Below are 25236 nucleotides of genomic sequence, written 5' to 3'. Positions count from 1 at the left end.
TATCAGTGCTCTGTTTTCGCAAAATTTTTGCATGGTGTCTCAGTATCGATTTGTCCAACGCCCTCTCCCCAACCCTCTTCCCCCGAAGAACAGTATCTTACTATTCAAATTCCTTGCGCGGGAGAGGGAGCAGATCGAAGCAAGATTAAGTGATGTGCCTAGATGAATGCTGAGGAGTCTACAAAAAAATTAGATTTTAATGGTTCTTGAAAAACGCTATCTTTCACAGTACATCTTTGATCTAAATAGGGATTTAGGATGCCATTCTTGGTGTTTTATCAAGGACGTGCAACTATTCTTTTTCCTTTTACCGGACAGTAGTGTGCCTACGCAGGGATGACGGGCAACAAATGACATTCTACCTGGTTAAATTTTGTGAGGAACTCTCAGGGAGAAGCCGCGGGGTCCAGTGTTTTAGCACAGATCTACTAGATCCCGCGGACAAGCCGCGGAAGTCGGAGTAGAGCTGGCTGGTTTTCAGCGATGTATAAAAGATTCAGCTGCTTGCAGCCAGGGCCTATTAAAAAAATTATTTATCTATGACATCCCAATCAAAATCTCCGCTCAACTCATCAAAATCATCTTTAAACTCCTCTTTTAAACGTTTACGCTCCAACTTTTCCTCCAGTAGGCGCCTAACGTTTTTTCGATGAGCGGTAGACTCAATATCATCATCATAATTATAATCAGAGAATGATTGGTCATCATAATCTTCGTGAAGATCCATAGCTTTCCCCTTTTATACTCTCTTAAAAAGAGTATAGTAGACATTTATAAAAATGCTTTAGGAATAACATGCTCAGCTATCAACACGGATATCATGCAGGTAATTTTGCTGATGTAATCAAACACATCGCTTTGACCCGTCTTTTGAACTACCTAAAACTTAAAGATAAACCCATATTTTATCTTGAGACCCATTCAGGCAAAGGCTTATATGATTTAAAAAGTAAACAATCTGAAAAAACACAAGAATTCAAACAAGGCATTCAACCAATTTGGCATAACAGAAAGTCCTTACCCTCTGTTTTTCAAAACTATTTTCAGGTAATTGATCTACTCAATCCTACTGGTGCATTAAGAGATTATCCTGGTTCACCGTTTTTAGCGATCAACATGTTACGAATGCAAGATAGAATGTATTTTTGCGAGCTTCACCCAAGGGAGTTTGAAACGCTGAGTCAACTTCCTCGCTTGAATAAAAAAGCACATTTCAGCAATACCGACGGTATTGCAGCAATGAACGCATTACTTCCTCCGCCAGAAAAAAGAGGACTCATTTTTATTGATCCTTCGTTTGAAATAAAAGAAGAATATAAGGAAATCCCACTTTCAATCAAACACGCCTATTCCCGTTTTGCTACAGGAGTATTTTGTCTTTGGTATCCACTGGTCAATAAAAGATTAACTGATAAACTCAATAGAGGTATGAAAGAAATCCAGGCAAAAAATGCTTTGCATATTGAATTTAACTTGACTGGGGCACCAATGGAGGGAATGTCAGGTTGTGGTTTATGGATAATTAATCCACCATTTACTTTAGCTGAGGAAATGAAAACTGTATTAAATGCACTCAAAGCTTATTTTAATCCGGGCATTTCTTCTTATATTATTGAGGCTTATGCATGACTATTTTTCCGATTCCTGCTTTTTCAGATAATTACATTTGGGCGATTATTGATAAAATTGCAGGAGCATTTGATTGCGTCGATCCTGGTGACGCAGAACCCGTAGTACGATTTGCTCATGCAAACCAAATAAAATTGCGTTCAATTTTATTAACACATCATCATCAGGATCATATTGGAGGAGTGAGTCAATTACTCAAAGCCTATCCCTCATGTATTGTGTATGGTCCAAATGATCCACGAATTCCTAATGTAAATAATACGCTACAAGAACATCAAACCATTCAAGTTGGGAAATGTGTTTTCAAAATTTTATTCAACCCAGGACATACTTCAAGTCATATTAGTTATTATGAAACCCAGCATGAATTATTGTTCTGCGGCGATACGCTTTTTTCTGCAGGTTGCGGACGTGTTTTTGACGGAACGCTGGGACAACTGCATCAATCGTTATCTCTTTTCAAAACATTACCCCCCACTACGAAAATATTTTGTGCTCATGAGTACACCCAGCAAAACTTGCGCTTTGCACAAACAGTAGAACCTAATAACCCCAATATTCAACACTACTTACAAAAAATACATCACTCAAAAAGTCCCTGCACACTCCCATCGACTTTGGAACTGGAATTATCAGTTAATCCTTTTTTACGCACCGATCAACTTGAAGTACAAAAATACGCATTAAAACATGGAGCAACATCAAATAATTCATTAGAAATATTTAGGGTTTTAAGAGAAGAAAAAAATTCATTCAAATAATTACCCAGAGAGATTCAATTTGGACCTTTATGGGCTTATTGAGCACAACGAGGTTTAATCCTATAACTAATTTTAGTAAACTCGATAGTTAATTATATTCATAGGTAATTACCATTGAAATTTAAGTTTTTCAAAATAAAAGTTTTTTTATTCTGTTTACTCATTTTTTTGGGCATTACTAATGAGACTTTAGTGCATGCAGATACTGATGCATGGGAAGTATTACGTGCTCAATTCGCCTTAAATCATGAAACATCGCGCGCTGAGGTACAGGAGCAAATCCGCTGGTTTATAGCTCATCCAGGCTTTCTTAATAAAGTATGCCATCAGTCTGAACCTTATCTTTATCATATTATTGACGAAGTAAAAAAAAGAAATCTCCCCGGCGAGCTAGCCCTGTTGCCCATGATTGAAAGTGCTTTTGACCCCTTTGCTTATTCTGTAGCAGGTGCCGCTGGATTATGGCAATTAATGCCACAAACAGGTGCCGGTTTAGGATTAAAACAAGATTGGTGGTTTGATGCGCGACGCAGCATCAGCTCCTCAACCGATGCCGCGCTTAACTATCTTCTTTATCTCAATAAATTCTTTAATGGCAATTGGATTCTGGCCATAGCTGCTTATGATGCGGGGGAAGGAACTATAGATCGAGCAATCAAAGCAACAGGTGGACGCGCTCGAAGTTTTTGGGATTTAACTGTGCCAAGAGAAACTCAAATTTATGTCCCTCGCCTGCTTGCCTTAGCAGAAATCATTAAAAGTCCATTACAATATAAATTAACACTCCCTGAAATCCCCTATCTTCCTTATTTTGTGGAAGTAAATATAGGAACCCCTATTGATTTAAACCATGCTGCTAAAATGGCAGGAATCAGTTATAAAGAGTTAATCAAATTAAATCCTGGTTTTAATCGCTGGACTACCGCCCCCGATAAGCCTATAAAATTACTTATCCCTGCTGAAAAAGTACATCAATTTAATTTAAACCTTGCTAACCTTCCCGCAGAAAAACGTGTTAGCTGGGAAAAGCACATAGTACAACCCGGCGACAACTTGGATAATATTGCTGTTAGATATCACACCACAGTGAATTTAATAAAACAGTTAAATCAACTCACGACAAATCGTGTGGAACCCAATCAATTCCTTTTAATTCCGAGCACCAGAAATGCTCCTGCCGTTGTTAAAAAGGAACCCATAGCACCCGCCGCCCTGCCATTAGAGCATCAAATACCTTTCCCCCAAAATCATCGTGTTATTCATATTGTGCAAGAGAACGAGACATACCAGACGCTGATAAGAACTTATGGCGTTAGTGCTACAGACATCCAAATATGGAATAAATTAGCAAGCAATCAACCCTTACAAATAGGTCAGCAACTTGTGATCTGGAAAAAAGTACACCAACCCATTCAGTATATTGTAAAAAAAGGCGACAGCCTCAGTGCTATAGCTCGACAACATAAAACGCAAATAGAGCGCATTATTACATTAAATCCTGGACTTAAACGAAATGATCCGTTGTATAGCGGACAAAAAATATTTGTTGGTTAGTTTAGGATCTGTTTACATTTCTACTATCTTGGTCCCAAATGACCTCATTATTCTGTCCAAGAACCGTACCAATCGATTTAACGAATACATAGTGGCTTATTATTAACAATTATTTTTCATTTCTGGTATAAAGCAAGGAGGAGAGCACAAAAACTTGTGTTATACTCAAAGTAACTTATTTTATTGTATTTAAGGTATATGAAATTACTATTTGATTTTTTTCCTATAGTTTTATTTTTTATAGTATACAAATTTTTTGGTATCTATACTGCGACGGCTGTTGCTATGATTGCCTCTTTAAGCCAAGTAGCTTTTTACCGATTAAAATTTCAGCATTATGAAAAAATGCATTTAATTAGCCTTGCAATAATTATGGTCTTAGGAGGAGCCACCCTCTTTTTCCATAATCCATGGTTTATTAAATGGAAACCAACGGGTATTTATTGGCTCTCTGCTTTAGTCTTTTTTAGTTCAGGTTATATTGGTAGCAAACCATTGATCCAGAAAATGATGGAAGCCAATGTGACTCTTCCTGGAAAAATCTGGCATAGATTGAATTTGGCATGGGTATTGTTCTTTATTTTAATGGGTGCAGTAAATATTTATGTTGCCTATAATTTTAATACCGATGCCTGGGTTAACTTTAAGTTATTTGGTGGGGTTGGTTTTACTCTGCTTTTTGTATTAATTCAAGCTTTTTATCTAACAAAACACATGGATGAAACTGGCCTTGAAAAACAATAGGAGCAAGAATGAGACTATTGCTAGTTGAAGACGACGAATTACTTGGTGATGCGGTCAAAACCGGCTTAACCCAATTTGGTTATATTGTAGATTGGCTTAGAGACGGGGAAGCTGCTCGTGCCGCGTTAAAATCTGAATCATTTGAGCTAATTATTCTGGATTTGGGTTTACCCAAGCTCTCTGGACTCGCATTGTTACAAAGTATACGCCATGATGGTAATCCAACTCCTGTTATTATTTTAACCGCTCGGGAATCAGTTGAAGATCGTGTAAAAGGTTTAGATAGCGGGGCAGATGATTATTTGATAAAACCTTTCGATCTTAACGAGCTAAGTGCCCGAATCAGAGCCCTGGTCAGACGTTCACAAGGCCGTGCTGATTCTGTTCTGCAATATAGAAACATTACTTTAGATCCAGCAGCTCACTCTGTATTTGTTGATGATGTTCTAGTCAATGTTCCTCGCAGAGAGTTTGCGCTATTGCAGAAACTTCTAGAAAACAGTGGTCAGGTTTTATCACGGGAACAACTCATGCAAAGTATTTATGGATGGGAAGAAGACGTAGATAGTAACGCACTGGAAGTACATATACATAATCTACGTAAAAAGCTTAATGCCAATTTCATTCGCACGATTAGAGGTGTTGGATATATGGCAGAAAAAAATGATGGTATTTCTGTATCGTGAAATCTTCTATAAGAAAGTTTCTTCTCATAAATTTATTGCTGGCCATTACTATAACGACCACATTAACTGCTATAGGTAACTACTATCTTGATCAAAAGGACATTCAAGATCACTTAGATAGTTTAATGGCCGTATCTGCACTTTCTTATCAAGCATTACTAGGCGACGATCTGCATCAACGCCCTTTAGCAAAAATTCAAGAGGCACTTGAAACAATTCCTAAAAAAATTGATACATACTATCAAAAAAGATTTTTGAATGAAGAGCCTCCAGAAAACTATCTAAATAAGTTTAATTTTCAGGTTTGGACCAATGGCGGCAAATTATTGTTACACTCATCTTCAGCACCCAAAATTCCTTTAACTTCGGAAGTCGATGGATTTAGTGATAAAAAAGTATCCACCCAAGATTGGCGTGTCTTTACAACCTACAATGATAAAGCCGGAATTCGCACCGTTTTAGCTGAGCGTTACGACACAAGAAATGAGTTGGGTCATCGAATTGCTCAAGATGATCTCTATATTATGCTTTTGACTTTCCCGTTATCAGGTCTGCTCATATGGATTATCATTGGCCGCGGTCTAGATAGTCTCGAAAAAGTTGCTGAAGAAGTCGCAAACCGCGCTCCCACCCATCTTGAACCAGTAGATTTACACGAAGTTCCGGAGGAAATTAAGCCGGTAATCGATGAATTGAATAAATTGTTTTTCAGACTCAAAGAAGGATTTGAGCGAGAAAAACGTTTTGCTGCTGATGCAGCGCATGAACTGCGCACTCCGCTCGCTGCACTAAAAACCCAAGCGCAAGTTGCATTACACTCTAATGACATAGAAGAAAAAAATCAGGCATTACAAAAACTTATTGCAAGTGTTAATCGCAGTACTCATATAGTCCAACAGTTACTTACTATGAGCCGACTTGTACCAGAAGCAGCGCACATGGAGGAGAAAGATGAAGTTAATTTAAGTCGATTAACTCGAGAAATACTTGCTATGCTTGCACCCGCGGCTGTGGAAAAACAAATTGATCTAGAATTTGAAAGCGATGTAGATAATTTGAGTGTTTATGGCAATTCAACTGCTTTGGGAATACTCATTCGTAATCTTGTTGATAACTCCATTAGATACTGCAATGAACACGGCAGAATTACCGTTCGTCTGACGGTACTACAAAACGAAGTAATGTTTGAAGTCAGTGACAATGGACCAGGAATTCCAGCGGAGTTACAATCGCGTGTTTTCGAACGTTTTTTCCGGGTATTGGGAAACAAAAGTCCAGGAAGCGGACTTGGTTTGGCAATCGTTCAACAAATTGCCGAGCTCCATGGAGGACGATTAATGTTAGATACTCCCAAAGAAGGTACAGGATTAATTGTTCGATTCTTTATGCCCGTTCAAGAAAAGTAATGTGTCATCCTGATGCTATTTATTCATATCAAAATATTGTTCTCAGCTGAACAATTCATTAATTGTAAAAAGAAGTTGTTCTCTAGCTTAGCTTCGGAGAGATCACTGCGTTTAAATTGGTCTAGTTTAATCATCGGGAGGCTAGAACCTGCAAGGCATCACGAATAAGCTGTTCACAATTTTTAGAATTATCATTTACCTTATTGACTGCTTTTAGTGCTTCCTGTGGCTTATATCCCAGTGCTTCCAGAGCACTAATTGCTTCATCCTGTCCGTTGATTACGGGAACTAGCTTACCTTGTGAATCAGCCGTAGATACAGAAAATTGCTTCATGCTATCACGCATTTCCACAACTAAACGCTCCGCTGTTTTTTTACCTATGCCAGGTAATTTCATTAAAAAAGAAGCATTCTCTTGTTGAATGCATTGAATAAATTCATTTGGAGTAATACTGGAAAGAATTGACATGGCAAGTTTCGGACCAATACCATTTACTTTAATCAAAGCTCTAAATAACTCCCTTTCCTGTCTCTCCAGAAAACCATAGAGCAACAAAGCATCCTCCCGAACGATGGTGTGGATGTGTAGTCCTACCGAACCATTTAGATTATCAAGCTGAAAAAAGGTATTTAATGAGGTTTCAACATCATATCCAACACCATGAACATCAAGAACCAATTTTCCTGGATGATGTTTATCAATTATTTGTCCGTCCAACCAACCAATCATCTTTTCCTTCTCCTTAATCCTCGTCTACCAATCACTGAGGATAAATTATGGCGCATATGACTGTGACAAATTGCTATTGCCAAGGCATCTGCAGCATCTTTTTGTGGCGCCTTATTCAGGGCAAGAAGATGTACGACCATGTGACTTACCTGTGCCTTTTCTGCTGCGCCATACCCAACTACCATTTGTTTAATTTCTCGCGCAGAATATTCACTTACTTTAACTCGATGCGATGCTGCAGCAACCATAGCAACACCGCGTGCATGTCCTAATTTTAAAGCTGAATTTGGATTTTCATGCATAAATACTTGTTCAATCGCGACTTCTGTAGGCGAATAATGGTCCATTAATTGACAAATACCATCATATATCTGCAATAACTTTTGGCTTAATTCACCATCTGGAGCAGTACGAATGCAACCACTATCAATGTATTCAATTTTACGATCTGACTCTTTAATCAAACCGTATCCTGTAATCCTTGAACCAGGATCTATCCCTAAAATTATGGCCATTAATCGATTGATTCTAATTGTTTTTCAGAGAACTCCGCATTACTGTATACTTCTTGCACATCATCCAAATCCTCCAGCATATCAATTAACTTCAACAGACTTTCTGCTGAGTCATCATCGATAGAGACTAAAGTTTGTGCACGCATGGTTAAATGAGATTGTTCAATTTCCAGACCTGCTTCTGTAAGCGCATTTAAAACACTATGATATGTTTCGACAGGAGTAATCACTTCAATTTGACCTTCATCTACGGACACATCATTTGCACCAGCATCTATGGCAATCTCCATAACCTGCTCTTCGGATTGTCCGGGCGCCATAAGAATCTCGCCTTGATTGGTAAAGAGATAAGATACTGAACCGTCTGTTCCCAAGTTGCCGCCATTTTTCGTGAATGCATGACGTACATCAGATACAGTTCGGTTTTTATTATCTGATAAACAATCTACAAGAACTGCAATCCCACCCGGTCCATAACCCTCATAACGCATAACAGACATTATTTCACCATCAAGCCCCCCCACTCCACGCTTAATCGCATTCTCAATTGTATCGCGCTTCATATTCGCATTAAGCGCTTTTTTAACTGCATCCCTTAATCTTGGATTAGAAGATTCATCTCCTCCTCCCATACGAGCAGCTACAGTAATCTCTCGAATTAACTTAGTGAATATTTTTCCCCGTTTTGCATCTTGAACGCCTTTACGAAATTTAATATTTGCCCACTTACTATGACCCGCCATGTTACTACCTCAAAACTATATTTAATTTTGTATAAATTATACATGCTCTTTTGTTAAAAAGAATAACTTAACTACTATTTGGACTCGACATTTTTAACTTTTTTAGACTATAGTAGCCCCCAGCATGAAGTTTTTAATTTATTGCAAATAATATTACGGGTGTAACTTGGAAAATAAATGCAGCTAACTTGGACTCCACGCTCCACCCAGAGTAACTCAATGAATCCATAACACTAAAGGAGATCAACAGTGTATTTGCAGGGATTTGGTAATTATCATCAAACTGAAGCAGTTCCAGGCGCTTTGCCAAGTAGCCAGAACTCGCCACAACACTGTAACTTAGGTCTTTATGCCGAACAATTAAGTGGGACAGCCTTCACTCGCCCAAGACATAATAATTTACGAAGCTGGCTTTACCGCATTCTACCCTCTGTAGTTCAAGGCACATATCAGGTTTATGAGATGGAACTGTTCAAACCCTATCATGCAGAACAGTCCCCAAATCCCCTGCGTTGGTCTCCTCTGGACTTGTTTAAAGAAGAAGATTCTGATTTTGTCGAAGGCATGTTTCATCTTGCAGGAAGCCAACATGTCAATGCATATATTTATCATTGTACCCGCTCCATGCAAGATAAATACTTCGCCAATAATGATGGGGAAATGCTTTTTGTTCCTTACTTGGGCGAGGTGAACTTACATACTGAGTTTGGAAAATTAAATATATGTCCAGGCATGATAGCCGTTATTCCTCGTGGCGTTAAATTCAAAATGGAACTCATTAGCGCCGAAACAAAAGGGTATCTATGTGAAAACAGCGGCAGTCCACTCACTCTACCTCCCTTAGGACTTATCGGAGCTAATGGTTTAGCTAATCCTCGACACTTTCAATACCCTACTGCTGCATTTGAGCAAGGTATTACGCAAGCAACCCTTATATGCAAGTATCAAAATAAATTATGGACAGCAAAATGCAATCACTCACCACTTAATGTGGTAGCTTGGCATGGTAATTATGCTCCTTATTGTTATGACTTAAGCTTGTTTAATACAATTAATACAGTAAGTTTTGATCACCCTGATCCCTGTATTTTTACTGTGTTAACTTCAGAAAGCGATACACCCGGAGTAGCCAATTTAGACTTTGTCATTTTTCCTCCTCGATGGATGGTTGCTGAACATACATTTAGACCCCCCTATTACCACCGCAATTATATGAATGAACTCATGGGGCTTGTCCGCGGTGAATACGATGCTAAAAAGGAAGGATTTTCGCCTGGTGGAGTAAGTATTCATAACTGCATGACCCCACATGGACCCGATCAAATAAGTTATGAAAAAGCTATAGCGCAAGAATTAGAGCCTGAACTTTATTTGAATACTTTAGCCTTCATGTTTGAAACTAAAGATGTATGGAAAGTTACTGAGCAGGCTATGCGTATTCCACAGAAGCAAAAAAATTATGCGGATTGCTGGCAAGGACTGAAAGCGAACTTTACGAACCCATAAAGCCTGTGCTTTGTAGCCTGGGTGAAGCGCAGCGGAACCCAGGTTTCTGAGTTTGAATGTCATTTATATCTAAGAACGATGCAACTATCCCGGGTTACGGCTTTCGCCTTCACCCAGGCTACAAAATTCAACCAAAAACTTTAAAACCCTTATTTAAAGTACAATCCATTTGATGAATTGCAATTTGCTGGTAATTCGTAGCATCCATCATCGTACTTTTTATAGAAACAGATCCATCTGCATTAATATTGTATTTAAGGTATTCAAAAGTAGGCTTACCTCGAGAGATAGGATTATCCAAAGTAAAATGCTTCATTGAGGCAGTAATTCGGTTGTTGTCAATAATCATAAAAGCATCCGGTTGTGTTGCTCCAATAAGGGAAGTTGAAGGCATTTTTTGTGAGCTGCACTCCTGAATATTCATTACCAAAGTGATTTTTTTTCCTTGAGATATTGCATCGGCCATATCCGTAAATGTTGTTAGTTGTTCTGCATGAACCACTGATGATAAAGCAAATAAAACGGATAAAATCATTTTCTTCATTAAAAGGACTCCTTATCTTTTTGATAGTAACAATAAAAAAATAGCCTGGTTGAAACGTAGGGCTCCGAAAATTCTCAAATTCCTTCGTTTATCCAGGCTACAATACAGCATAAAATTTTTTTATACAGTGGGACGCTCTAAAACAAATCTTCCTGTGTTAATCCCATTTTTTCTAATAAACCACGTAATGTTTTTAATGCTTCAACTTGAATTTGACGAACACGTTCTCGTGTCAAATCAATTTCCTTACCCACATCCTCAAGTGTTGCTTTTTCAAACCCTCTTAAGCCAAATCTTCTAGCAATAACCTGTTGTTGATTTTCGGTCAATTTATCCAATAGAGATTCTATATGTAAACGCAAATTTTCATTAGTTAACAGCTCCGCAGGATTTACGCTGTTTTCATCGGCTATAGTGTCTAATAATGATTTATTTTCATCAAAGCCGATGGGGGTATCAACAGAGGTTACCTTATCATTCAATCCTAATAACTTTTGTACATCTTCCAAAGGTTTATCAACCATTTCTGCAATTTCTTCAGGAGAAGGCTCATGATCTAATTTTTGGGTCAGTTGCCTAGCTGCCCTAAGATACACATTCAACTCTTTAACTACATGGATAGGTAATCGAATAGTCCGTGTTTGATTCATAATAGCACGTTCAATTGTTTGTCTAATCCACCATGTGGCATAAGTTGAAAAACGAAAACCACGTTTAGGATCAAATTTCTCAACTGATTTCATTAAACCTAAATTTCCTTCTTCGATTAAATCGAGAAGAGGTAAGCCACGATTAAGATAACGGCGTGAAATTTTAACAACCAAACGTAAATTAGATTCAATCATCTTTTTACGGGCAGCAACATCCCCTTTCAAAGCAAGGGTTGCATAATGCACTTCTTCTTCAGCACTGAGCAAAGGGGAAAATCCAATTTCACTCAAATAGAGCTGTGTCGCATCCATCATTTTTAGTGCATTTTTACCACGAAATGAGGGAAATGCATTATCATCCGAAAAATCAGGAAGATCGGCATCATCTTCTTCATCTTTTTCAAGAAGAGAATCAATGTCTTCCTCAATTAAGAGTGATTCATCGTCTGGTTCAGACCAATCTTCATCCTTAAGTTCTGGTTCTTTACTTGACTCATCGTCTTCGTGCATTGTTTTTCACCTATAGTGTTATAGTCTGTTTACATTTCTACTATCTTGGCCAAAACTGGCCTGATTTTCTACGTTCCGATGCTCACATACTACGTGTATGCTGGCTTCGGTACTCGAAAATCAGGCCAGTTTGGCTCAATCTCGCGAAATACGTACAAACTCTAGTCATATTGCGAAATTTATTCCATAACTACATTATACTTCATAAAAAGGTTATTGTTGCTATAACTACAAGTTATCTGTCAACCTTTTTGTAGATAATTCAAAGGATTGACTGGTACGCCCGACTTCCTGATTTCAAAATGAACACCTGTATACTTGCGATCGATAATACCTGCTATCGCAATAATTTGTCCTGCTTTTACATGCTGTCCTTCGGAAACCATAATCCGTGCATTATTGCCGTAAGCAGTTAAATATTCATGATTGTGCTTAATAATAATCAAGTTACCATAACCAGCTAACCCACTTCCAGCATAGGCAACCACACCTTCTGCCGACGCCATTACCTTCTCACCTTTTTTACATGCAATGTTTATACCTTTTTTCCCTTGTTCTGGAATAAATGATGTAGTAACTCGTCCACTCACGGGCCATAACCATCCTGAAGCAGAACGAGCATATCTATTTGCAGGCGAATAAATTACAGAAGGTCTTGCTTGAGGAGTAACATAATAATGTCTCACTGTGGCAGGACGTACTGTTTGCCTATGTCTAGGAGTAATCCCTTGTAAGTTAATAACTTGCCCGACCTTTAAAGAATAAGGGGGATTAATATGATTTAACCGAGCTAGGGTTCTATAATTCGTATCATAACGAAACGCAATAGAAAAAAGCGTGTCTCCACGCTTTACTACATATACTTTCTGATAGCGTGAATAAGGATTCCATTTTAACTCAGTAACGGGAGCTAAATTATTTCCACAACCAACTAAGGTTATAATGAGGAGAAGGCATACAAATCTTTTGCAAAATGTGGCTATCATTTATTGAACCTCAAACAAATTGTTTTATTGAATAGAACTCTTGCGCTCAAATGTGGATCCCATCGAGCCAATTGGCTAATTGATCAAACATTTTGTAATTTGTCATATCCAAATGAAGAGGTGTGATTGAAACATACCCTTCGCTTATCGCATAAAAATCTGTTCCGGGACCTGCATCAGCCTCAGCTCCAGGCAAACCAATCCAGTATATAGGCCGTCCTCTAGGATCCTTATCTTTTACAACAGGCTCAGCACCATGTCGAGTCCCTAAACGAGTAACTTGCAAGCCCTTTATTTTATTCAAAGGCATATCAGGAACATTAATATTAAAAATAGTTTGAGAAGGAAGGCGATGAGTACTTAATTTCATTACCAAATGTTTGGCAATAATTGCCGCTGTATCATAATGCTGGATGTTATCCCCTACCATAGAAAATGCAAGAGCAGGCAACCCTAAGTAGCGCCCCTCCATTGCGGCAGCTACAGTACCTGAATAAAGAATGTCATCACCTAAATTAGCACCATCATTAATTCCAGAAACAACCATGTCAAATTCGGTATCTAAAAAACCAGTTACTGCCAAATGCACACAATCCGTTGGAGTGCCTTCAACGCTATAATAACCATTATCCAATTTTTTAGCTTTTAGCGGTCGTGACAAAGTCAAAGAATTGCTTGAGCCACTTCTATTTCTATCAGGAGCAACGACTTCAATATCTACAAAAGTTGATAACTCCTTGGCTAATCGATTAATTCCGGGTGCAAAAACTCCGTCATCATTACTTATTAGTACTCTCATCTTTTAACTCATAGGTGATTCAAACCATCTAACCACTGCTAAATGATCAGCTAAATCATGTCTGTTTTGAGTTAAATTGGCTTGTAACGTTGGATTATTATTCTCAGTTTTTAATTGTGCTTGTTCTTTAACAATTGTCTCTTGCAAAGCCATAATTTTTTTTCCGAAACCTTGGGGACTGAGTTGTAATTGATATGCCAGTCTATTCATACGATTGGCAAGAGATTCCAATTGTTCGCAGGTCAAACCCGCAGGTTGTTTGTTTGGACAAGCTTTTAACGCTTGTTGCAATTCATTAGGATGCGCTTTGTAATAGTGTTCATTTTTTGCTGAGCAAGATGTTAACCCTAAAATTATAAATAATACTGCTAAAGATTTATTCATACTCAACCTATCGTAAACTACAAAAAACCGATATTATCATTAGACAAACGCTAACGCCATCTTATGAGATAACTATGCTTGATTTTAAATTGCTACGTGATCCTCAAACAGGAGAACAATATATTGAAACTTCTCTTTGCGGTAAACCACTCCTAACGACTCCTCAATTGAACAAAGGCACAGCATTCACAAACGAAGAAAGAAAAGAGTTTGGTCTGTTAGGAAAACTGCCTCATCGCGTTGAAACATTGGATGAGCAAGTCAAACGCGCTTATTTACAATATTCCAGTTATACAACACGCTTACAACAAAATATTTATTTAAATAATTTGCACGATAAAAATCAAATTTTATTCTATAAATTAATCAACCGCCATTTAGGTGAAATGTTACCTACAATATATACGCCTATAGTAGGAACTGCAGTAAAACGCTTTAGTCATGAGTATAGACAACCTCGCGGTTTATATATTTCCCATACAGATAAAAATCAAATAGAAGAAATATTAAAAAATCGTTCTAATCCAGAAATCGATGTGATTGTCGTTACTGATGGAGAAGGAGTCTTGGGTATAGGTGATCAGGGCATTGGAGGAATGGACATTCCTGTTGCCAAATTAATGGTTTATTGTTTATGCGGAGGTATTGAACCAACTCGTACCCTACCCATATTTCTTGACGTAGGTACAAATAATCAAGAATTACTCAATGATCCTATGTACTTAGGTTGTCGTCATCCACGCATTAGTTCCGCTGCATATGACGAATTTATTTCTACGTTTGTTCATGAAATTCACAAACAATTCCCTAATGCATTTTTGCATTGGGAGGATTTTGGCCGAGGTAATGCGCGACGTATTCTGGAAAAATTCCAAGACCAATTATGTACCTTTAATGATGACATTCAAGGTACTGGCGCTGTGACCTTGTCGGCTTTATTAGCAGCCTGTGATGTAACCGGTTCAAAAGTACATGAACAACGAATTGTTGTTTTTGGTGCAGGTTCTGCAGGAACTGGTATTAGCGATCAAATTATTGATGCAATGGTGCGTGAAGGGATTACTCCCGCCGAAGCGTACCAACGTTTTTGGTTGATTGACCGTCAAGGCTTGTTACTTAATACGGACCCCGAGCTTACTGAAGCACAAAAACCTTATGCACGTGATCCCAAAGAAATAGAAAAATGGACCATCAATGAAAAACAACATCCTTCACTTACTGATACGGTAAGACATGTTAAACCTACTGTTCTTATAGGTTGTTCTGCTCAAGCAGGAGCTTTCTCTCAAGACATCATCGAAACCATGTCTGTTAATTGTGAACGTCCTATTATTTTCCCCTTGTCTAATCCAGATGAAAAATGCGAAGCAAAACCAGCAGACATCCTAACTTGGAGTCAGGGAAGAGCTTTAATTGCTACAGGTACAGCCTTTCCAGCAGTTGAATATCATAATCGCATGGTACAAATTGCCCAATGTAATAATGCGTTGGTCTTTCCTGGAATAGGACTTGGAGTCCTCGCGGTGAACGCAACAAAATTAACTGAAGATATGATCCTGGCTGCTGCACATGCTTTATGTCAGTTCGCACCCAGTAAAAAAGAAAGTTACTTACCTTTATTACCCGCTTTGGATGATGCGCAAACGGTTGCTAAGGAAATTGCAGTCGCTGTAGCGCGTTGCGCTATTGATTCCGGACTTGCACAAAAAAATCAGGATGCTGATTTAGAAAAACTGGTAGAAGACATGTTTTGGGAACCTAGATATTTACCATTTAAATTTAAAAAAGCATAATAAATGTTCTAGTATAACCTGGATGGAGCAGCGGAACCCGAAGTTTCTAGAGCGTAAGTAAACTTCTTAATCCCGGGTTCCGCTGCGCTACACCCAGGCTACACTACTACATTACAATTAATTACCATCTGCTTTTACGAAATTTACTTTAATACTTTTCAGGGTTGCAGTATCAGGCTCCCAGGAACGGGCATATTTAAATACAATGATCGTATTTTCTGGATAACTTTTACTTTTCTGTAATCCAAAAGTGAAATTCATTTGCCCACCGGCACCGATAAGATCAGTCTTCGGTCTTTCATAAGTACTACTTCGGAGTGTTAATAAATTCTTATCAAAGCGCACAACCGACCATTGAAATCCTGTAGTTGGATTTGCTGGTAAAGTTACTACAAAACTTGGCTCATCCACATTAACATTCATGGTTAAATTATCATCAGCATAGCCCATCATGGAAAAACTAAGAAGCAATAAACCAAATACTGTTTTCATTAACAAACTCCTTTTGAATATCTACAATCAGTTTAGCTTATTTTGTTAAATTCTGTTACTTCTTTTATCTTACTCTTATTCGGGAAATCTAAAATATATTCGATAAAAAAAGCATCATGTGTAACCGATTTGAATCAAGTTAACCATTTGACTCTATTAATTAAATTAGATACTCTGCGCAAAGCTGAATCATAAAGAGGATTTTATGTTAAACTTAATTGGCTGGACTGAAATCAGTGAAATATTGGATTTAAACGATGAAGCACAGGATGAAAACTATCTTTCAGGAGTCATTGAACGGACAGTAAGCACCTATCGAGAACGCCCCGGTTTTTTCACTCGCTATCAAGATGGTCAGGAATTTGCAGGCGGATTACTTGCACCGCTATGGTATCCTACAGCATCTGCAATTGGAACAGCATTTATGGCATTTACCGTACTTATGGCTGCGTGTTACTTTGTTGGATTCACGTTACTTGGACTTTTATCAATTATAATGATGAATGCTGAATATCGTAATACGGCATTGGAGGGAGTCGCCAACAGCCTTGCGCTAACAGGTTTAACACTTCTTGGAACTGTTGCAGGGGTATTGCTAACGGCTCTTAGTTTTCCACACAGCATTATTTCGTTATTTACTCGCTCAGCCGCCACAGCTGTTTCTTCAACAACGGATTGTTGTGAAAATGATTATCAAAATTCAATTTAATTGCTCGATTTATTGTAGCCTGGGTGCAGCGCAGCGGAACCCGGGGAAATCTGTGCCAGGAAAACTCGGGTTTCGCTGCGCTGCACCCAGGCTACATGTTCTGTAATAACATAATTATTATATTCTTCTATGTTCTGTGCACAATTTTCAATATAAATCTTGATCTTAAAGCATAGAAAAGCGATTATTTTATCTTTTTATAATCACAGTCAGGAGCGCGTGTGGAACACGAAACCATGGAATTTGATGTAATCATCGTCGGTGCAGGACCGGCGGGGTTATCTGCCGCGATTAAATTGAAACAGCTTGCTATAGCTGCGGAAAAAGAATTATCTGTTTGTATTTTGGAAAAAGGAGCTCAAGTTGGAGCGCATATTCTTTCTGGAGCTGTTCTAGAACCTAGAAGCCTTAAAGAGTTACTTCCAGATACCTGGCAAGAGGCACCTCTCGATACCGCCGTAAGCGAAGATCGCTTCTATTTTCTGACCTCAAAAAACTCCTATAAGCTCCCTACCCCAAAGCCCATGCATAATGAAGGAAATTATATTATTAGTCTAGGTGAGCTTTGCATGTTTCTCGCACAACAGGCTGAGTCCCTGGGATGTGAAATCTATCCTGGCTTTGCCGCAGCTCACACACTCTATAACGATCACAATCAGGTAATTGGTGTAGCAACTGGGAGCGTGGGGCTCGACAAAAATAAAGAGAAAACAAATAATTATCAACCTGGTATGCATCTTCTTGCCAAACAGACTTTATTTGCCGAAGGGTGTCGCGGACAACTTAGCCAAAGTTTGATGGCACGTTACCACTTAAGGGATAAAGCGAATCCACAAACTTACGGGCTAGGAATAAAAGAAATATGGCAGGTCAAAGCGGAACAACATAAGCCAGGACTCGTCATTCATACTGTAGGCTGGCCAATGGATCACATCACATATGGTGGTTCATTTATGTATCATCTATCAAAACAACGCGTTGCTATTGGTTTTGTAGTCGGGCTGGATTATAAAAATCCATGGTTAAATCCTTTTGCAGAATTCCAGCGCTTTAAAACACACCCACTCGTTCAACCTACTTTAACTGGAGGTGATCGAATCAGTTATGGCGCACGAGCCCTGAATGAAGGGGGATGGCAATCTTTACCAAAACTCACTTTTCCGGGCGGCGCATTGATTGGTGATGCTGCAGGTTTTCTTAACGTACCTAAAATTAAAGGAATACATATGGCAATGCAATCTGGCATGCTTGCCGCAGAAGCATGCTTTGAAGCACTGCAACAAGAAAACCCTACCCCATTTGAATTAACGAGTTATCCAGAGAAAATCAAAAGTTCCTGGCTGGATAAAGAACTCTATACAGTACGCAATATAAGGCCAGGATTTAAATACGGCTTAATTCCAGGCTTGATCAATGCAGCTTTTGAAACATACATTACGCGTGGACACTCCCCATGGACCTTAACCAATCATGCCGATTACGATACTTTAATTCCGGCAAGCAAAGCAAAGAAAATAAATTATCCTAAACCCGATGGAGTTCTTACTTTTGACAGACTTTCATCTGTTTTTTTATCGAATACCTATCATGAGGAAAATCAGCCCTGCCATCTCGTATTGAAAAAACCTCAACTGGCAATTGATGTCAATTTAACAACCTATGCATTCCCGGAAGGTCGATATTGTCCTGCAGGTGTATATGAAATAGTTGAAGAAGAAAAAGGTCCTAGATTACAAATTAATGCCCAAAACTGCGTTCATTGTAAAACCTGCGACATAAAAGATCCTCGACAAAATATAGTGTGGCATGCACCAGAAGGCGGAGGTGGACCAAATTATTCTGAAATGTAAGCTGACAGCACGGATCATAAATGAAACGGAGCACCCTGAGTAAATTGAATCAGATCGAGTCATTTTTTTTAGGGTGACAATCGCTGTAAATGCCATTCATTATTTTGTAAAACATATTCCCAAACATCGGATAGTTCATCGTGTCGGTATGCATAGAATACCATGCGTTCAGGTTGGATACGGTAACCACAATATTCAGGGCTTATAGGGATAGATTTATTTAGAAATGAATCCTCAATCTTTTGGCGTTTTTTTTCAAGAATTTCTTTGCTCTCAATCACTTGCATAGATGTAGGCGCATAACTTAAAAAGCGAATTTGCGCCCATTGTGGATAGCTGCTCCAATAATTTTGATTCTCGGCATGATTTAGAAATAAAGCCTTACCCTCAATAATCACTTCTCGTTGTAACAGTTCTAACCAGAACACAAGACTTACTTGAGGATTGTTTTTCAATTCGCTTACTTTGCGAGTACCTTTTTGAGTAAAAAATAAAATTCCTTCATCTGAAATGTCACGAATAGCGACAACACGGCTATGTGGCGCTCCATCCAATGAGGTAGAGGATAAAATGGCGTGACTCGGATTAGGCGCTCCAGTCTTTTGCTCACTTGCCAACCAAAGATTGAGCTCGATAATAGGATTTGTTTGCATTCCCTGTTTTTCCTTGATTTAAAAATTGCAGGATTAATTGTACTTGAAGTCCGGTTGTATGCTCGCCATTGAGAATAAAATTTGCCCAAGAGTTGCAGCAAGAGTTGATTTCCCAACACCTGATACACCACTAATGCCAAGTATTGTTGCCCTAAAGTGTTCCCATTTGTTCCATAACTATTAAAATGCACTTGTTTATTATATTCTAAATTTTAGGTTGGTTTAGCAGACAGGACGTAAAAACATTTAACTACTCTACAGGATGGCAAATATGTTTAATTCGTTTCACTTACAAGGCGTGGAAGCTTTTAAAAAAAGTGAATACGTACAAGCTAAAAACCTGTTTCTTCAAGCGATTAGCAATAACCCTGAAGTCCCAGAAACCTACTTTCTTTTAGGAAAGACCTGCTTTTTATCTGATGACAAAAAAGAGGCTATTTTTTATCTAAATCAGTTTATTGAATTAACGAGAAATCTAACAACGCAGGAAAATAGATCTCATGCCTTTGATCTTCTAGGACAATGCTATGCTGCCAACAATAAAAATGAAGTAGCCGTTACCTATTACTTTGCTGCAATAGAAAATGACTTAAATTGTGTTTCAGCACGACACAATTTGGGCTTAAGTTATATGAGACTGTCTCAAGATTATCTTGAGTCCCATTTAGAAAATTGTTTTACTTTACTGAAAAATGCTCATATTGCGCTCTCTTCAGCTTTAAAAATATGCGCTGATAATCCTATGTTATTACATACAGCTGCTAGCTGGCACGAACAGTATATCGATCTACTTAAAAAATTATCCAAAGAAAAAAAGACTCAGGAAGACATAAGCGTGAATTTTATGTGTTCCATTTACTATTATTGTGAAGCATTAGCACACTGTCAGAAAGATGACTTATCATTGAACAATGTAATTACCGAAAATCTTGCTGAGTGTTATGCCCAATTTGGACATCACCTGTACCAAAATGAAGAGTATAAAAAAGCGCAGGAATTATATGGCTTAGTTCTCGAATTAGATCAAAATCATATGCCAGCACTCAATCAAATAGGCATGTGTTCATTCAAACAAGGAATGTACATGGAGGCAAGAAAAAAGTTTACTACGATTCTTGAACGAACGAATGACGCACAAGATCAAGCAGATGCATGGTTAAATATAGCCTGTTGTTATCGATTTGAAAAAAATTGGGACGAAGCAGAGAAATCTCTTAGTGAGGCAAGAAAATTAGCACCTCAAGATACATCCATCGATGAAGAAGCAGAGAAGCTACAACAAACAAAATCTCAAGTATTACTGGTAACCACAAGCCAAACTTTTTTTGGACTTAAAACCGATGATAATCCTACTTTATCCTCCCAGAATATGGATAGTTTGCAGTTAAATTAATTCAATGTTTTGTAGTTTCGTAGCCTGAGTGCAGCGCAGCAAAACCCGGGTTATGATGTCTGGCAAGATCCCGGCTTTCGCTGCGCTGCACCCAGGCTACATCTAAATTTAATTCTTCTGGGCAAGCCAAACAGTTGCCTCTCCACAATCTGGATCGTTAACCTTATGCACCAAAACTTGCAAGTGGTTCTTATTTAAAATAGTTTCGTACTCTTTGGTATCCAATGAAGCATGATATAAATCATAACCACCATTTTCACCCCAAACCTCTCCTGCCTCGGGTCCCGAAGTAAAAAGTAACAAACCTTTTGGTTTAACCAAGGAAGAAAATAAATTCAATGTACTTCTTTGATCCGCTTGCGGTAAATGGAAAAAACTATGCCACGCAATAACAATATCGAACTGTTTAGTCAATTCCATCGTTCGCATATCGGCTAAAATCCATTGAGCATTTGGAAAATTTTGTTTACAGCGCTCAATCATCTTTTGGCTGGCATCAACACCGGTTAACTCATAACCTTCTTCAATAAGAAATTTTGCAATAGGTTCTCCAGTACCACAACCAATATCCAAAACACTCCCACCACGGGGAAAATGTTTTTTTATTTGCTGCAAATAAAATTGCTCCATAAGGAGTTCTTTATTGCGATGCACATCAAACCAATCAATGAGCTCATCATATGCTTCATAAACTTTATCTTTATTCGATTTTTTCATCATTTAATCTTAATGGCAGCAAGTAGTTCTTTTGCGTTGATCTTCTCATAGATCATTATGTAAATAAAATCCTAAATCTCTCTTGGATTACCTACAAGTTTTAAAGCAGATTATTATGCAAGTGATCGCTTTCTTCTTCTTGAGGAAGTATTTCTTTAAGAGCAGATTTATATTCGTCTATAGATTTGGATAATTTTTTATCTTGGACCATCCCTACCTTGTCAGTCAACGTTACGTCGGATGTTATATTGGCAACCAGAGTCACAAAGAACTTCACCGCACCAGCCAAAGCTCTCCATACTGGAGAAGAACTTCCCATTGCCTCATGAGAAAGACTCATTAATTCCTCATTAATTTTTTCCATTTCCTCGATTGCACCTGCCTGTAACAAAGTTAGACTATTATCACACTGAGCAACGATATGGGTAAGTGTATCCAATTTTTTTGGATCCAGACCTTTTAATGCCTCTTCATTACTATGATCAGCAATTGCATCAAGCCGTTTTAATATTTTTTCCATTGCTACTTGAAGCTGAGGGTTCTCTTTCGTTTTTTGTTCTAATGCTGTTGTAAAGATAATATAATAATTTTGATACACTTCAACAGCTGAATTCTTGAAAGCATCAGCCGCATTTATTTCTTCATTCTTGGCTATCTTTTCTTTCAGATCAAGATAACAAACCAAACGAGCATTAATCCCTTCCGCGTGCTCACACTCATCCAATGAGTCGAGGAACTTCTCCATTAGCTCTTGTTTGGCTTCTAATTGTTTTGGATTACCCGCACACCATTCGAGTTCGCCAAACAAAGTTTTTTTAAGTACTTCCTCTAAGTCCTTATTTTGTGGATTATTCATTATCCGCTGAAAACATTCCAATTTACGTATATGTAAATCCATAGCCCTATCTAAGAACCCATTAGGGCCTAAATACTGTTTATAGTATTCTACCAATTGCGTTTTAGCTTTTTCTTTATCATCCTCATTATTACCCTCAGTTATTGCTAAAATTTTAGCGGCTACATCTGGAGCAACGCCAAATAAACGAGTGGCCATTAGATTTTTGACACGGTCAAACTCATTAAGAGTTATGGATGTTTGAGGAGGACTGATAATCACATGATGATCACGTTTAGAACCAGGATCTATTCCAACCTGAACTACCATAGCTCCCTTATCTAGTTCTTTCCTTGATTCATTTTTATTTATATTACCGTCATAGATAGTCACAAAATCAAGTGTACCACGTGCTGCATCACCTTCACGTTTTGAATCAGCGATTACTTCTTCACCTGTTTCTTGATCTATTTTTGTATGACTATAGGTTTCATCTGTGCTGTACTTGGCTGCTCCCATGGAAACAAGATGAAGCGCGTGTAGTTCAGGATACTCATCAGGATTATCCCAAATCTTAGTCTCGACATTATTCTGCTTATTAAATTTGTTTCGGGTATTTGCATCATATCCCGAAAGCAATAAATCAGGACAAGCATCAACAAGCTCTTCCCAGCTTGTAACATCTTTAACAGTCGCTCTATAGAGATTCAACCAATCTTGGTTGCGTTTTACTACATCCCCCGCATCCAAATGACCAGTAACTGCTTGTACCTTAATACTTTCACTGTCCCCACTTCGTTGTACAGTAAAATCAGTAACCAGGCCTCCTTTATTATATCCCGAGCCACTCAATCTACTGTTCTCTCGTCTAGCTTCTACTGGCTTACCTTCAACATTTACCTCTAAGCCCTCCCTATAAATAACAAAGGTTGCCATTCCTGTCGTAGAGAAAACCTGTGTATCCAATTTAGTATGGGTTGCAATCTGACTTAAGCATTTTACATTATAACCTTCTGGGAGCATGTCTTCTAACTGCTTTCGAGTATTTTCAAAATGAGCTTCTTGACAATTAATAACAAAAAAATCAGCCTTATCATCTATGAGTAACTGACTGATTTCTTCACAGGCATTTGAACCAAGAGTATCATTACCGCAATTTGCTGTAATCGATCGATATTCCAAAGGCATATAAAATTCTCCTTTATTGCTCGATCATTTTGTTAACGCATACGTTAATTATAGATCATAACAAAGTAACATGACGAAGAATGGAACATGGAAAATCGTTTCTCAATCCACATCAATTTCTGCTTCAAAAAGAATATAATTCACTCATTATATATAATTTTATATATAATTGATATATTTTCATCCAATTATCATGGACAACTGATTATTTTCTTCCATAAGTCGATGTCTGCTCTGAGACACAATGACCGCATCTAATATTTGCTCCACATCACCTTTTTCTGTCCAAAAACTTTGGAACGCTAAAGGATACGTTGCTAACATCTCTTTTTTAGAAATTTCTTGAGGATTTTCTATTGCATTTTTCAGTACGATTAATAAGGAAACTTTATCTTTGATTTTTTCATTTTCTGGATCAACTTTTTGTCCTAATATTTGCAATTTATTCTGTATCAGCTTTAACAGATAAGGCTTAATCGCCCCTATCTCCATGGTACGAATCACCGCACTGTAATCATGGCATGTAAACATCCTATGATGTTTTGGTTCACCTTCTTTTAAATTTTTAAGTTTTAAGATCTCCTCCTGATTTGCAATTGCATCCTGAGCCACATCGGGCTTGCTCAAATGAAACCATCCTTTGATTGTTCTTTTTAAAGCATGAGGAGCCACATGCCACAATATATCAAGACCAGTCAAAAAGACTGCAGTCAGTGCAAATAGAGTACCTACAGCAGGAGCAATAGGAAAAAGCAGAGTAAAAACAACCGCCCCTAAAGCAGAAGCTAAAAGCGTCATAGCAAACAAATTACTCAATGCTGCCTGGATATAATGCATGCGTTGAATACTATTTGGAGGGGACTCAAAAGCTCTATATAAATTGAGTCCAAACATGACGAACTGATGCCCCCATGCCACAATTAAACTGCTGGTAAAAAACCAAGGAGCTGCAGTAAAACTATATCCAAAAGCCATCGCTATTGCTGCTCCATAGAGTGCTGTACTTGCCAAAACCGCACAAACTGCAGAAGCAGCAAAAAGGAACCAGCGATCCAAATTGCGATTGCTGGCTTTTGCAAGGCGATAGCCATTTATTAAAGCATTTACAGTCAGTAAAAAACCTATAAAAGGCAATGTGATATAAAATAAAGGTGATGTACGAAATATCGCAGACAGCCTTGCATCAGCCAGGATGGTAAATAATGCGATTTCCTGGGCTTCTCTAAGGTATGTAATTGCCCTCTGGAAATGAGTAACAAACATAAGTCACCTGATAATTTATTATTATTTTTTGATTTTTTATTTCTTATATTTGAAAACAGTGCTTAATAAGAACTCATAATCACATAGTCTGGCTCTAGAGACACATTAACTTAATGGTTCTTGACCTTACTCCCGCGGGCAACCCCGCGAACAAGTCGTGGGGGGCGGGCGTAGGTAAAAAACGTAGTTTTAACTC

At 38.2% G+C, this 25236-nt stretch carries 25 protein-coding genes; 11 read left to right on the top strand and 14 right to left on the bottom strand.

All coding sequences use genetic code 11. The features are described from left to right. Positions 1 to 529: 529 nt before the first annotated feature. Complete coding sequence (locus Lani_RS18495) at positions 530 to 727, bottom strand: PA3496 family putative envelope integrity protein (RefSeq protein ID WP_019233170.1); 198 nt, start codon at positions 725 to 727, stop codon at positions 530 to 532. 68 nt (positions 728 to 795) lie between these two features. Here Lani_RS18495 and Lani_RS18490 point away from each other — a divergent pair, with 68 nt between their 5' ends. The 6 genes from Lani_RS18490 (at position 796) to Lani_RS18465 (ending at position 6780) form a co-directional block, all read left to right on the top strand. Continuing rightward, a complete protein-coding gene (locus tag Lani_RS18490; RefSeq protein WP_019233171.1) occupies positions 796 to 1629 on the top strand; it encodes a 23S rRNA (adenine(2030)-N(6))-methyltransferase RlmJ in 834 nt (277 codons plus the stop codon). Further along, positions 1626 to 2390 (top strand): hydroxyacylglutathione hydrolase, encoded by a 765-nt coding sequence (gene gloB / locus Lani_RS18485; protein WP_019233172.1) that lies wholly within the window; start codon positions 1626 to 1628, stop codon positions 2388 to 2390. Before Lani_RS18490 ends, gloB begins: the two co-directional genes overlap by 4 nt. A gap of 114 nt (positions 2391 to 2504) precedes the next feature. Continuing rightward, a complete protein-coding gene (locus Lani_RS18480) occupies positions 2505 to 3944 on the top strand; it encodes a lytic transglycosylase (RefSeq protein ID WP_040522297.1) in 1440 nt (479 codons plus the stop codon). A 198-nt stretch (positions 3945 to 4142) separates the two neighbouring features. Beyond that, positions 4143 to 4688, top strand: coding sequence for a septation protein A (locus Lani_RS18475; RefSeq protein WP_019233174.1), 546 nt, complete (start codon positions 4143 to 4145; stop codon positions 4686 to 4688). An 8-nt stretch (positions 4689 to 4696) separates the two neighbouring features. Beyond that, positions 4697 to 5374, top strand: coding sequence for a response regulator (locus tag Lani_RS18470; protein WP_019233175.1), 678 nt, complete (start codon positions 4697 to 4699; stop codon positions 5372 to 5374). Continuing rightward, positions 5371 to 6780 carry an ATP-binding protein gene (locus tag Lani_RS18465; RefSeq protein ID WP_019233176.1) on the top strand — a complete coding sequence of 470 codons (1410 nt, stop codon included), beginning with the start codon at positions 5371 to 5373 and terminating at the stop codon, positions 6778 to 6780. The genes Lani_RS18470 and Lani_RS18465 overlap by 4 nt, the downstream gene beginning before the upstream one ends. Positions 6781 to 6910: 130 nt before the next feature. Here the strand turns inward: Lani_RS18465 and ruvA are convergent, their stop codons facing one another. The 3 genes from ruvA to Lani_RS18450 are packed head-to-tail and all read right to left on the bottom strand — an operon-like array spanning position 6911 to position 8768. Then, entirely contained in the window at positions 6911 to 7510 is a 600-nt protein-coding gene (ruvA, locus tag Lani_RS18460; RefSeq protein ID WP_019233177.1) for a Holliday junction branch migration protein RuvA, read from the bottom strand. Continuing rightward, on the bottom strand, positions 7507 to 8025 hold the full coding sequence (gene ruvC, locus Lani_RS18455; RefSeq protein ID WP_019233178.1) for a crossover junction endodeoxyribonuclease RuvC: 519 nt from the start codon (positions 8023 to 8025) through the stop codon (positions 7507 to 7509). The genes ruvA and ruvC overlap by 4 nt, the downstream gene beginning before the upstream one ends. Then, positions 8025 to 8768 carry a YebC/PmpR family DNA-binding transcriptional regulator gene (locus tag Lani_RS18450; RefSeq protein WP_019233179.1) on the bottom strand — a complete coding sequence of 248 codons (744 nt, stop codon included), beginning with the start codon at positions 8766 to 8768 and terminating at the stop codon, positions 8025 to 8027. Before Lani_RS18450 ends, ruvC begins: the two co-directional genes overlap by 1 nt. Before the next feature lie 249 nt (positions 8769 to 9017). Between Lani_RS18450 and hmgA the strand changes: the two genes are divergently transcribed. After that, positions 9018 to 10274 carry a homogentisate 1,2-dioxygenase gene (gene hmgA / locus Lani_RS18445; RefSeq protein ID WP_019233180.1) on the top strand — a complete coding sequence of 419 codons (1257 nt, stop codon included), beginning with the start codon at positions 9018 to 9020 and terminating at the stop codon, positions 10272 to 10274. A gap of 127 nt (positions 10275 to 10401) precedes the next feature. Here hmgA and Lani_RS18440 read toward each other — a convergent pair whose 3' ends face one another. The 5 genes from Lani_RS18440 to Lani_RS18420 all read right to left on the bottom strand — a co-directional run bounded on the left by Lani_RS18440 (position 10402) and on the right by Lani_RS18420 (position 14147). Then, a complete protein-coding gene (locus Lani_RS18440; RefSeq protein ID WP_019233181.1) occupies positions 10402 to 10818 on the bottom strand; it encodes a VirK family protein in 417 nt (138 codons plus the stop codon). A gap of 137 nt (positions 10819 to 10955) precedes the next feature. Next, the gene (gene rpoS, locus Lani_RS18435; protein WP_019233182.1) at positions 10956 to 11978 is read right to left on the bottom strand and encodes an RNA polymerase sigma factor RpoS; all 1023 of its coding nucleotides are present in this window, start codon (positions 11976 to 11978) and stop codon (positions 10956 to 10958) included. Between the two features lie 242 nt (positions 11979 to 12220). Then, positions 12221 to 12964, bottom strand: a complete 744-nt coding sequence (locus Lani_RS18430) for a peptidoglycan DD-metalloendopeptidase family protein (RefSeq protein WP_019233183.1) — start codon at positions 12962 to 12964, stop codon at positions 12221 to 12223. Between the two features lie 46 nt (positions 12965 to 13010). Next, on the bottom strand, positions 13011 to 13763 hold the full coding sequence (gene surE / locus Lani_RS18425) for a 5'/3'-nucleotidase SurE (RefSeq protein ID WP_019233184.1): 753 nt from the start codon (positions 13761 to 13763) through the stop codon (positions 13011 to 13013). Between the two features lie 3 nt (positions 13764 to 13766). Beyond that, on the bottom strand, positions 13767 to 14147 hold the full coding sequence (locus Lani_RS18420) for an EexN family lipoprotein (RefSeq protein WP_019233185.1): 381 nt from the start codon (positions 14145 to 14147) through the stop codon (positions 13767 to 13769). A gap of 74 nt (positions 14148 to 14221) precedes the next feature. On the opposite strand from Lani_RS18420, the gene Lani_RS18415 reads away from it, so the two are divergent. Continuing rightward, entirely contained in the window at positions 14222 to 15940 is a 1719-nt protein-coding gene (locus Lani_RS18415) for an NAD-dependent malic enzyme (protein ID WP_019233186.1), read from the top strand. A 117-nt stretch (positions 15941 to 16057) separates the two neighbouring features. Here the strand turns inward: Lani_RS18415 and Lani_RS18410 are convergent, their stop codons facing one another. Beyond that, the gene (locus tag Lani_RS18410) at positions 16058 to 16432 is read right to left on the bottom strand and encodes a protease inhibitor I42 family protein (RefSeq protein ID WP_019233187.1); all 375 of its coding nucleotides are present in this window, start codon (positions 16430 to 16432) and stop codon (positions 16058 to 16060) included. 205 nt (positions 16433 to 16637) lie between these two features. Between Lani_RS18410 and Lani_RS18405 the strand changes: the two genes are divergently transcribed. Both Lani_RS18405 and Lani_RS18400 read left to right on the top strand, forming a co-directional pair. Continuing rightward, positions 16638 to 17141: a hypothetical protein gene (locus Lani_RS18405; protein ID WP_019233188.1), complete on the top strand. Its 504-nt coding sequence runs from the start codon at positions 16638 to 16640 to the stop codon at positions 17139 to 17141. A 221-nt stretch (positions 17142 to 17362) separates the two neighbouring features. Beyond that, a complete protein-coding gene (locus tag Lani_RS18400) occupies positions 17363 to 18991 on the top strand; it encodes an electron transfer flavoprotein-ubiquinone oxidoreductase (protein ID WP_019233189.1) in 1629 nt (542 codons plus the stop codon). A gap of 68 nt (positions 18992 to 19059) precedes the next feature. On the opposite strand, the gene Lani_RS18395 is transcribed toward Lani_RS18400, so the two are convergent. Beyond that, on the bottom strand, positions 19060 to 19644 hold the full coding sequence (locus tag Lani_RS18395) for a pyridoxine/pyridoxamine 5'-phosphate oxidase (RefSeq protein ID WP_019233190.1): 585 nt from the start codon (positions 19642 to 19644) through the stop codon (positions 19060 to 19062). A 271-nt stretch (positions 19645 to 19915) separates the two neighbouring features. On the opposite strand from Lani_RS18395, the gene Lani_RS18390 reads away from it, so the two are divergent. Continuing rightward, positions 19916 to 21037 (top strand): tetratricopeptide repeat protein, encoded by a 1122-nt coding sequence (locus Lani_RS18390; protein WP_019233191.1) that lies wholly within the window; start codon positions 19916 to 19918, stop codon positions 21035 to 21037. Positions 21038 to 21145: 108 nt separating this feature from the next. On the opposite strand, the gene Lani_RS18385 is transcribed toward Lani_RS18390, so the two are convergent. The 3 genes from Lani_RS18385 to Lani_RS18375 all read right to left on the bottom strand — a co-directional run bounded on the left by Lani_RS18385 (position 21146) and on the right by Lani_RS18375 (position 25040). Then, positions 21146 to 21754: a class I SAM-dependent methyltransferase gene (locus Lani_RS18385; protein WP_019233192.1), complete on the bottom strand. Its 609-nt coding sequence runs from the start codon at positions 21752 to 21754 to the stop codon at positions 21146 to 21148. Positions 21755 to 21854: 100 nt separating this feature from the next. Beyond that, a complete protein-coding gene (locus Lani_RS18380; RefSeq protein ID WP_019233193.1) occupies positions 21855 to 23777 on the bottom strand; it encodes an exonuclease/endonuclease/phosphatase family protein in 1923 nt (640 codons plus the stop codon). Between the two features lie 180 nt (positions 23778 to 23957). Next, positions 23958 to 25040 carry a hypothetical protein gene (locus tag Lani_RS18375; protein ID WP_019233194.1) on the bottom strand — a complete coding sequence of 361 codons (1083 nt, stop codon included), beginning with the start codon at positions 25038 to 25040 and terminating at the stop codon, positions 23958 to 23960. Positions 25041 to 25236 lie beyond the last annotated feature (196 nt).

This window comes from Legionella anisa (genome assembly GCF_001467525.1).
Lineage (GTDB): Bacteria > Pseudomonadota > Gammaproteobacteria > Legionellales > Legionellaceae > Legionella > Legionella anisa.
Note: the sequence above shows the minus strand (reverse complement) of the source record. Positions and strands in the feature narration are given on the sequence as shown.

What these genes read in the sequence shown, in the direction of transcription:
- Lani_RS18495 (WP_019233170.1), bottom strand. Translation starts at nt 727, where the DNA reads ATGGATCTTCACGAAGATTATGATGACCAATCATTCTCTGATTATAAT.
- Lani_RS18490 (WP_019233171.1), top strand. Translation starts at nt 796, where the DNA reads ATGCTCAGCTATCAACACGGATATCATGCAGGTAATTTTGCTGATGTA.
- gloB (WP_019233172.1), top strand. Translation starts at nt 1,626, where the DNA reads ATGACTATTTTTCCGATTCCTGCTTTTTCAGATAATTACATTTGGGCG.
- Lani_RS18475 (WP_019233174.1), top strand. Translation starts at nt 4,143, where the DNA reads ATGAAATTACTATTTGATTTTTTTCCTATAGTTTTATTTTTTATAGTA.
- Lani_RS18470 (WP_019233175.1), top strand. Translation starts at nt 4,697, where the DNA reads ATGAGACTATTGCTAGTTGAAGACGACGAATTACTTGGTGATGCGGTC.
- ruvA (WP_019233177.1), bottom strand. Translation starts at nt 7,510, where the DNA reads ATGATTGGTTGGTTGGACGGACAAATAATTGATAAACATCATCCAGGA.
- ruvC (WP_019233178.1), bottom strand. Translation starts at nt 8,025, where the DNA reads ATGGCCATAATTTTAGGGATAGATCCTGGTTCAAGGATTACAGGATAC.
- Lani_RS18450 (WP_019233179.1), bottom strand. Translation starts at nt 8,768, where the DNA reads ATGGCGGGTCATAGTAAGTGGGCAAATATTAAATTTCGTAAAGGCGTT.
- Lani_RS18440 (WP_019233181.1), bottom strand. Translation starts at nt 10,818, where the DNA reads ATGAAGAAAATGATTTTATCCGTTTTATTTGCTTTATCATCAGTGGTT.
- rpoS (WP_019233182.1), bottom strand. Translation starts at nt 11,978, where the DNA reads ATGCACGAAGACGATGAGTCAAGTAAAGAACCAGAACTTAAGGATGAA.
- Lani_RS18430 (WP_019233183.1), bottom strand. Translation starts at nt 12,964, where the DNA reads ATGATAGCCACATTTTGCAAAAGATTTGTATGCCTTCTCCTCATTATA.
- surE (WP_019233184.1), bottom strand. Translation starts at nt 13,763, where the DNA reads ATGAGAGTACTAATAAGTAATGATGACGGAGTTTTTGCACCCGGAATT.
- Lani_RS18420 (WP_019233185.1), bottom strand. Translation starts at nt 14,147, where the DNA reads ATGAATAAATCTTTAGCAGTATTATTTATAATTTTAGGGTTAACATCT.
- Lani_RS18415 (WP_019233186.1), top strand. Translation starts at nt 14,222, where the DNA reads ATGCTTGATTTTAAATTGCTACGTGATCCTCAAACAGGAGAACAATAT.
- Lani_RS18410 (WP_019233187.1), bottom strand. Translation starts at nt 16,432, where the DNA reads ATGAAAACAGTATTTGGTTTATTGCTTCTTAGTTTTTCCATGATGGGC.
- Lani_RS18405 (WP_019233188.1), top strand. Translation starts at nt 16,638, where the DNA reads ATGTTAAACTTAATTGGCTGGACTGAAATCAGTGAAATATTGGATTTA.
- Lani_RS18395 (WP_019233190.1), bottom strand. Translation starts at nt 19,644, where the DNA reads ATGCAAACAAATCCTATTATCGAGCTCAATCTTTGGTTGGCAAGTGAG.
- Lani_RS18390 (WP_019233191.1), top strand. Translation starts at nt 19,916, where the DNA reads ATGTTTAATTCGTTTCACTTACAAGGCGTGGAAGCTTTTAAAAAAAGT.
- Lani_RS18385 (WP_019233192.1), bottom strand. Translation starts at nt 21,754, where the DNA reads ATGAAAAAATCGAATAAAGATAAAGTTTATGAAGCATATGATGAGCTC.
- Lani_RS18380 (WP_019233193.1), bottom strand. Translation starts at nt 23,777, where the DNA reads ATGCCTTTGGAATATCGATCGATTACAGCAAATTGCGGTAATGATACT.
- Lani_RS18375 (WP_019233194.1), bottom strand. Translation starts at nt 25,040, where the DNA reads ATGTTTGTTACTCATTTCCAGAGGGCAATTACATACCTTAGAGAAGCC.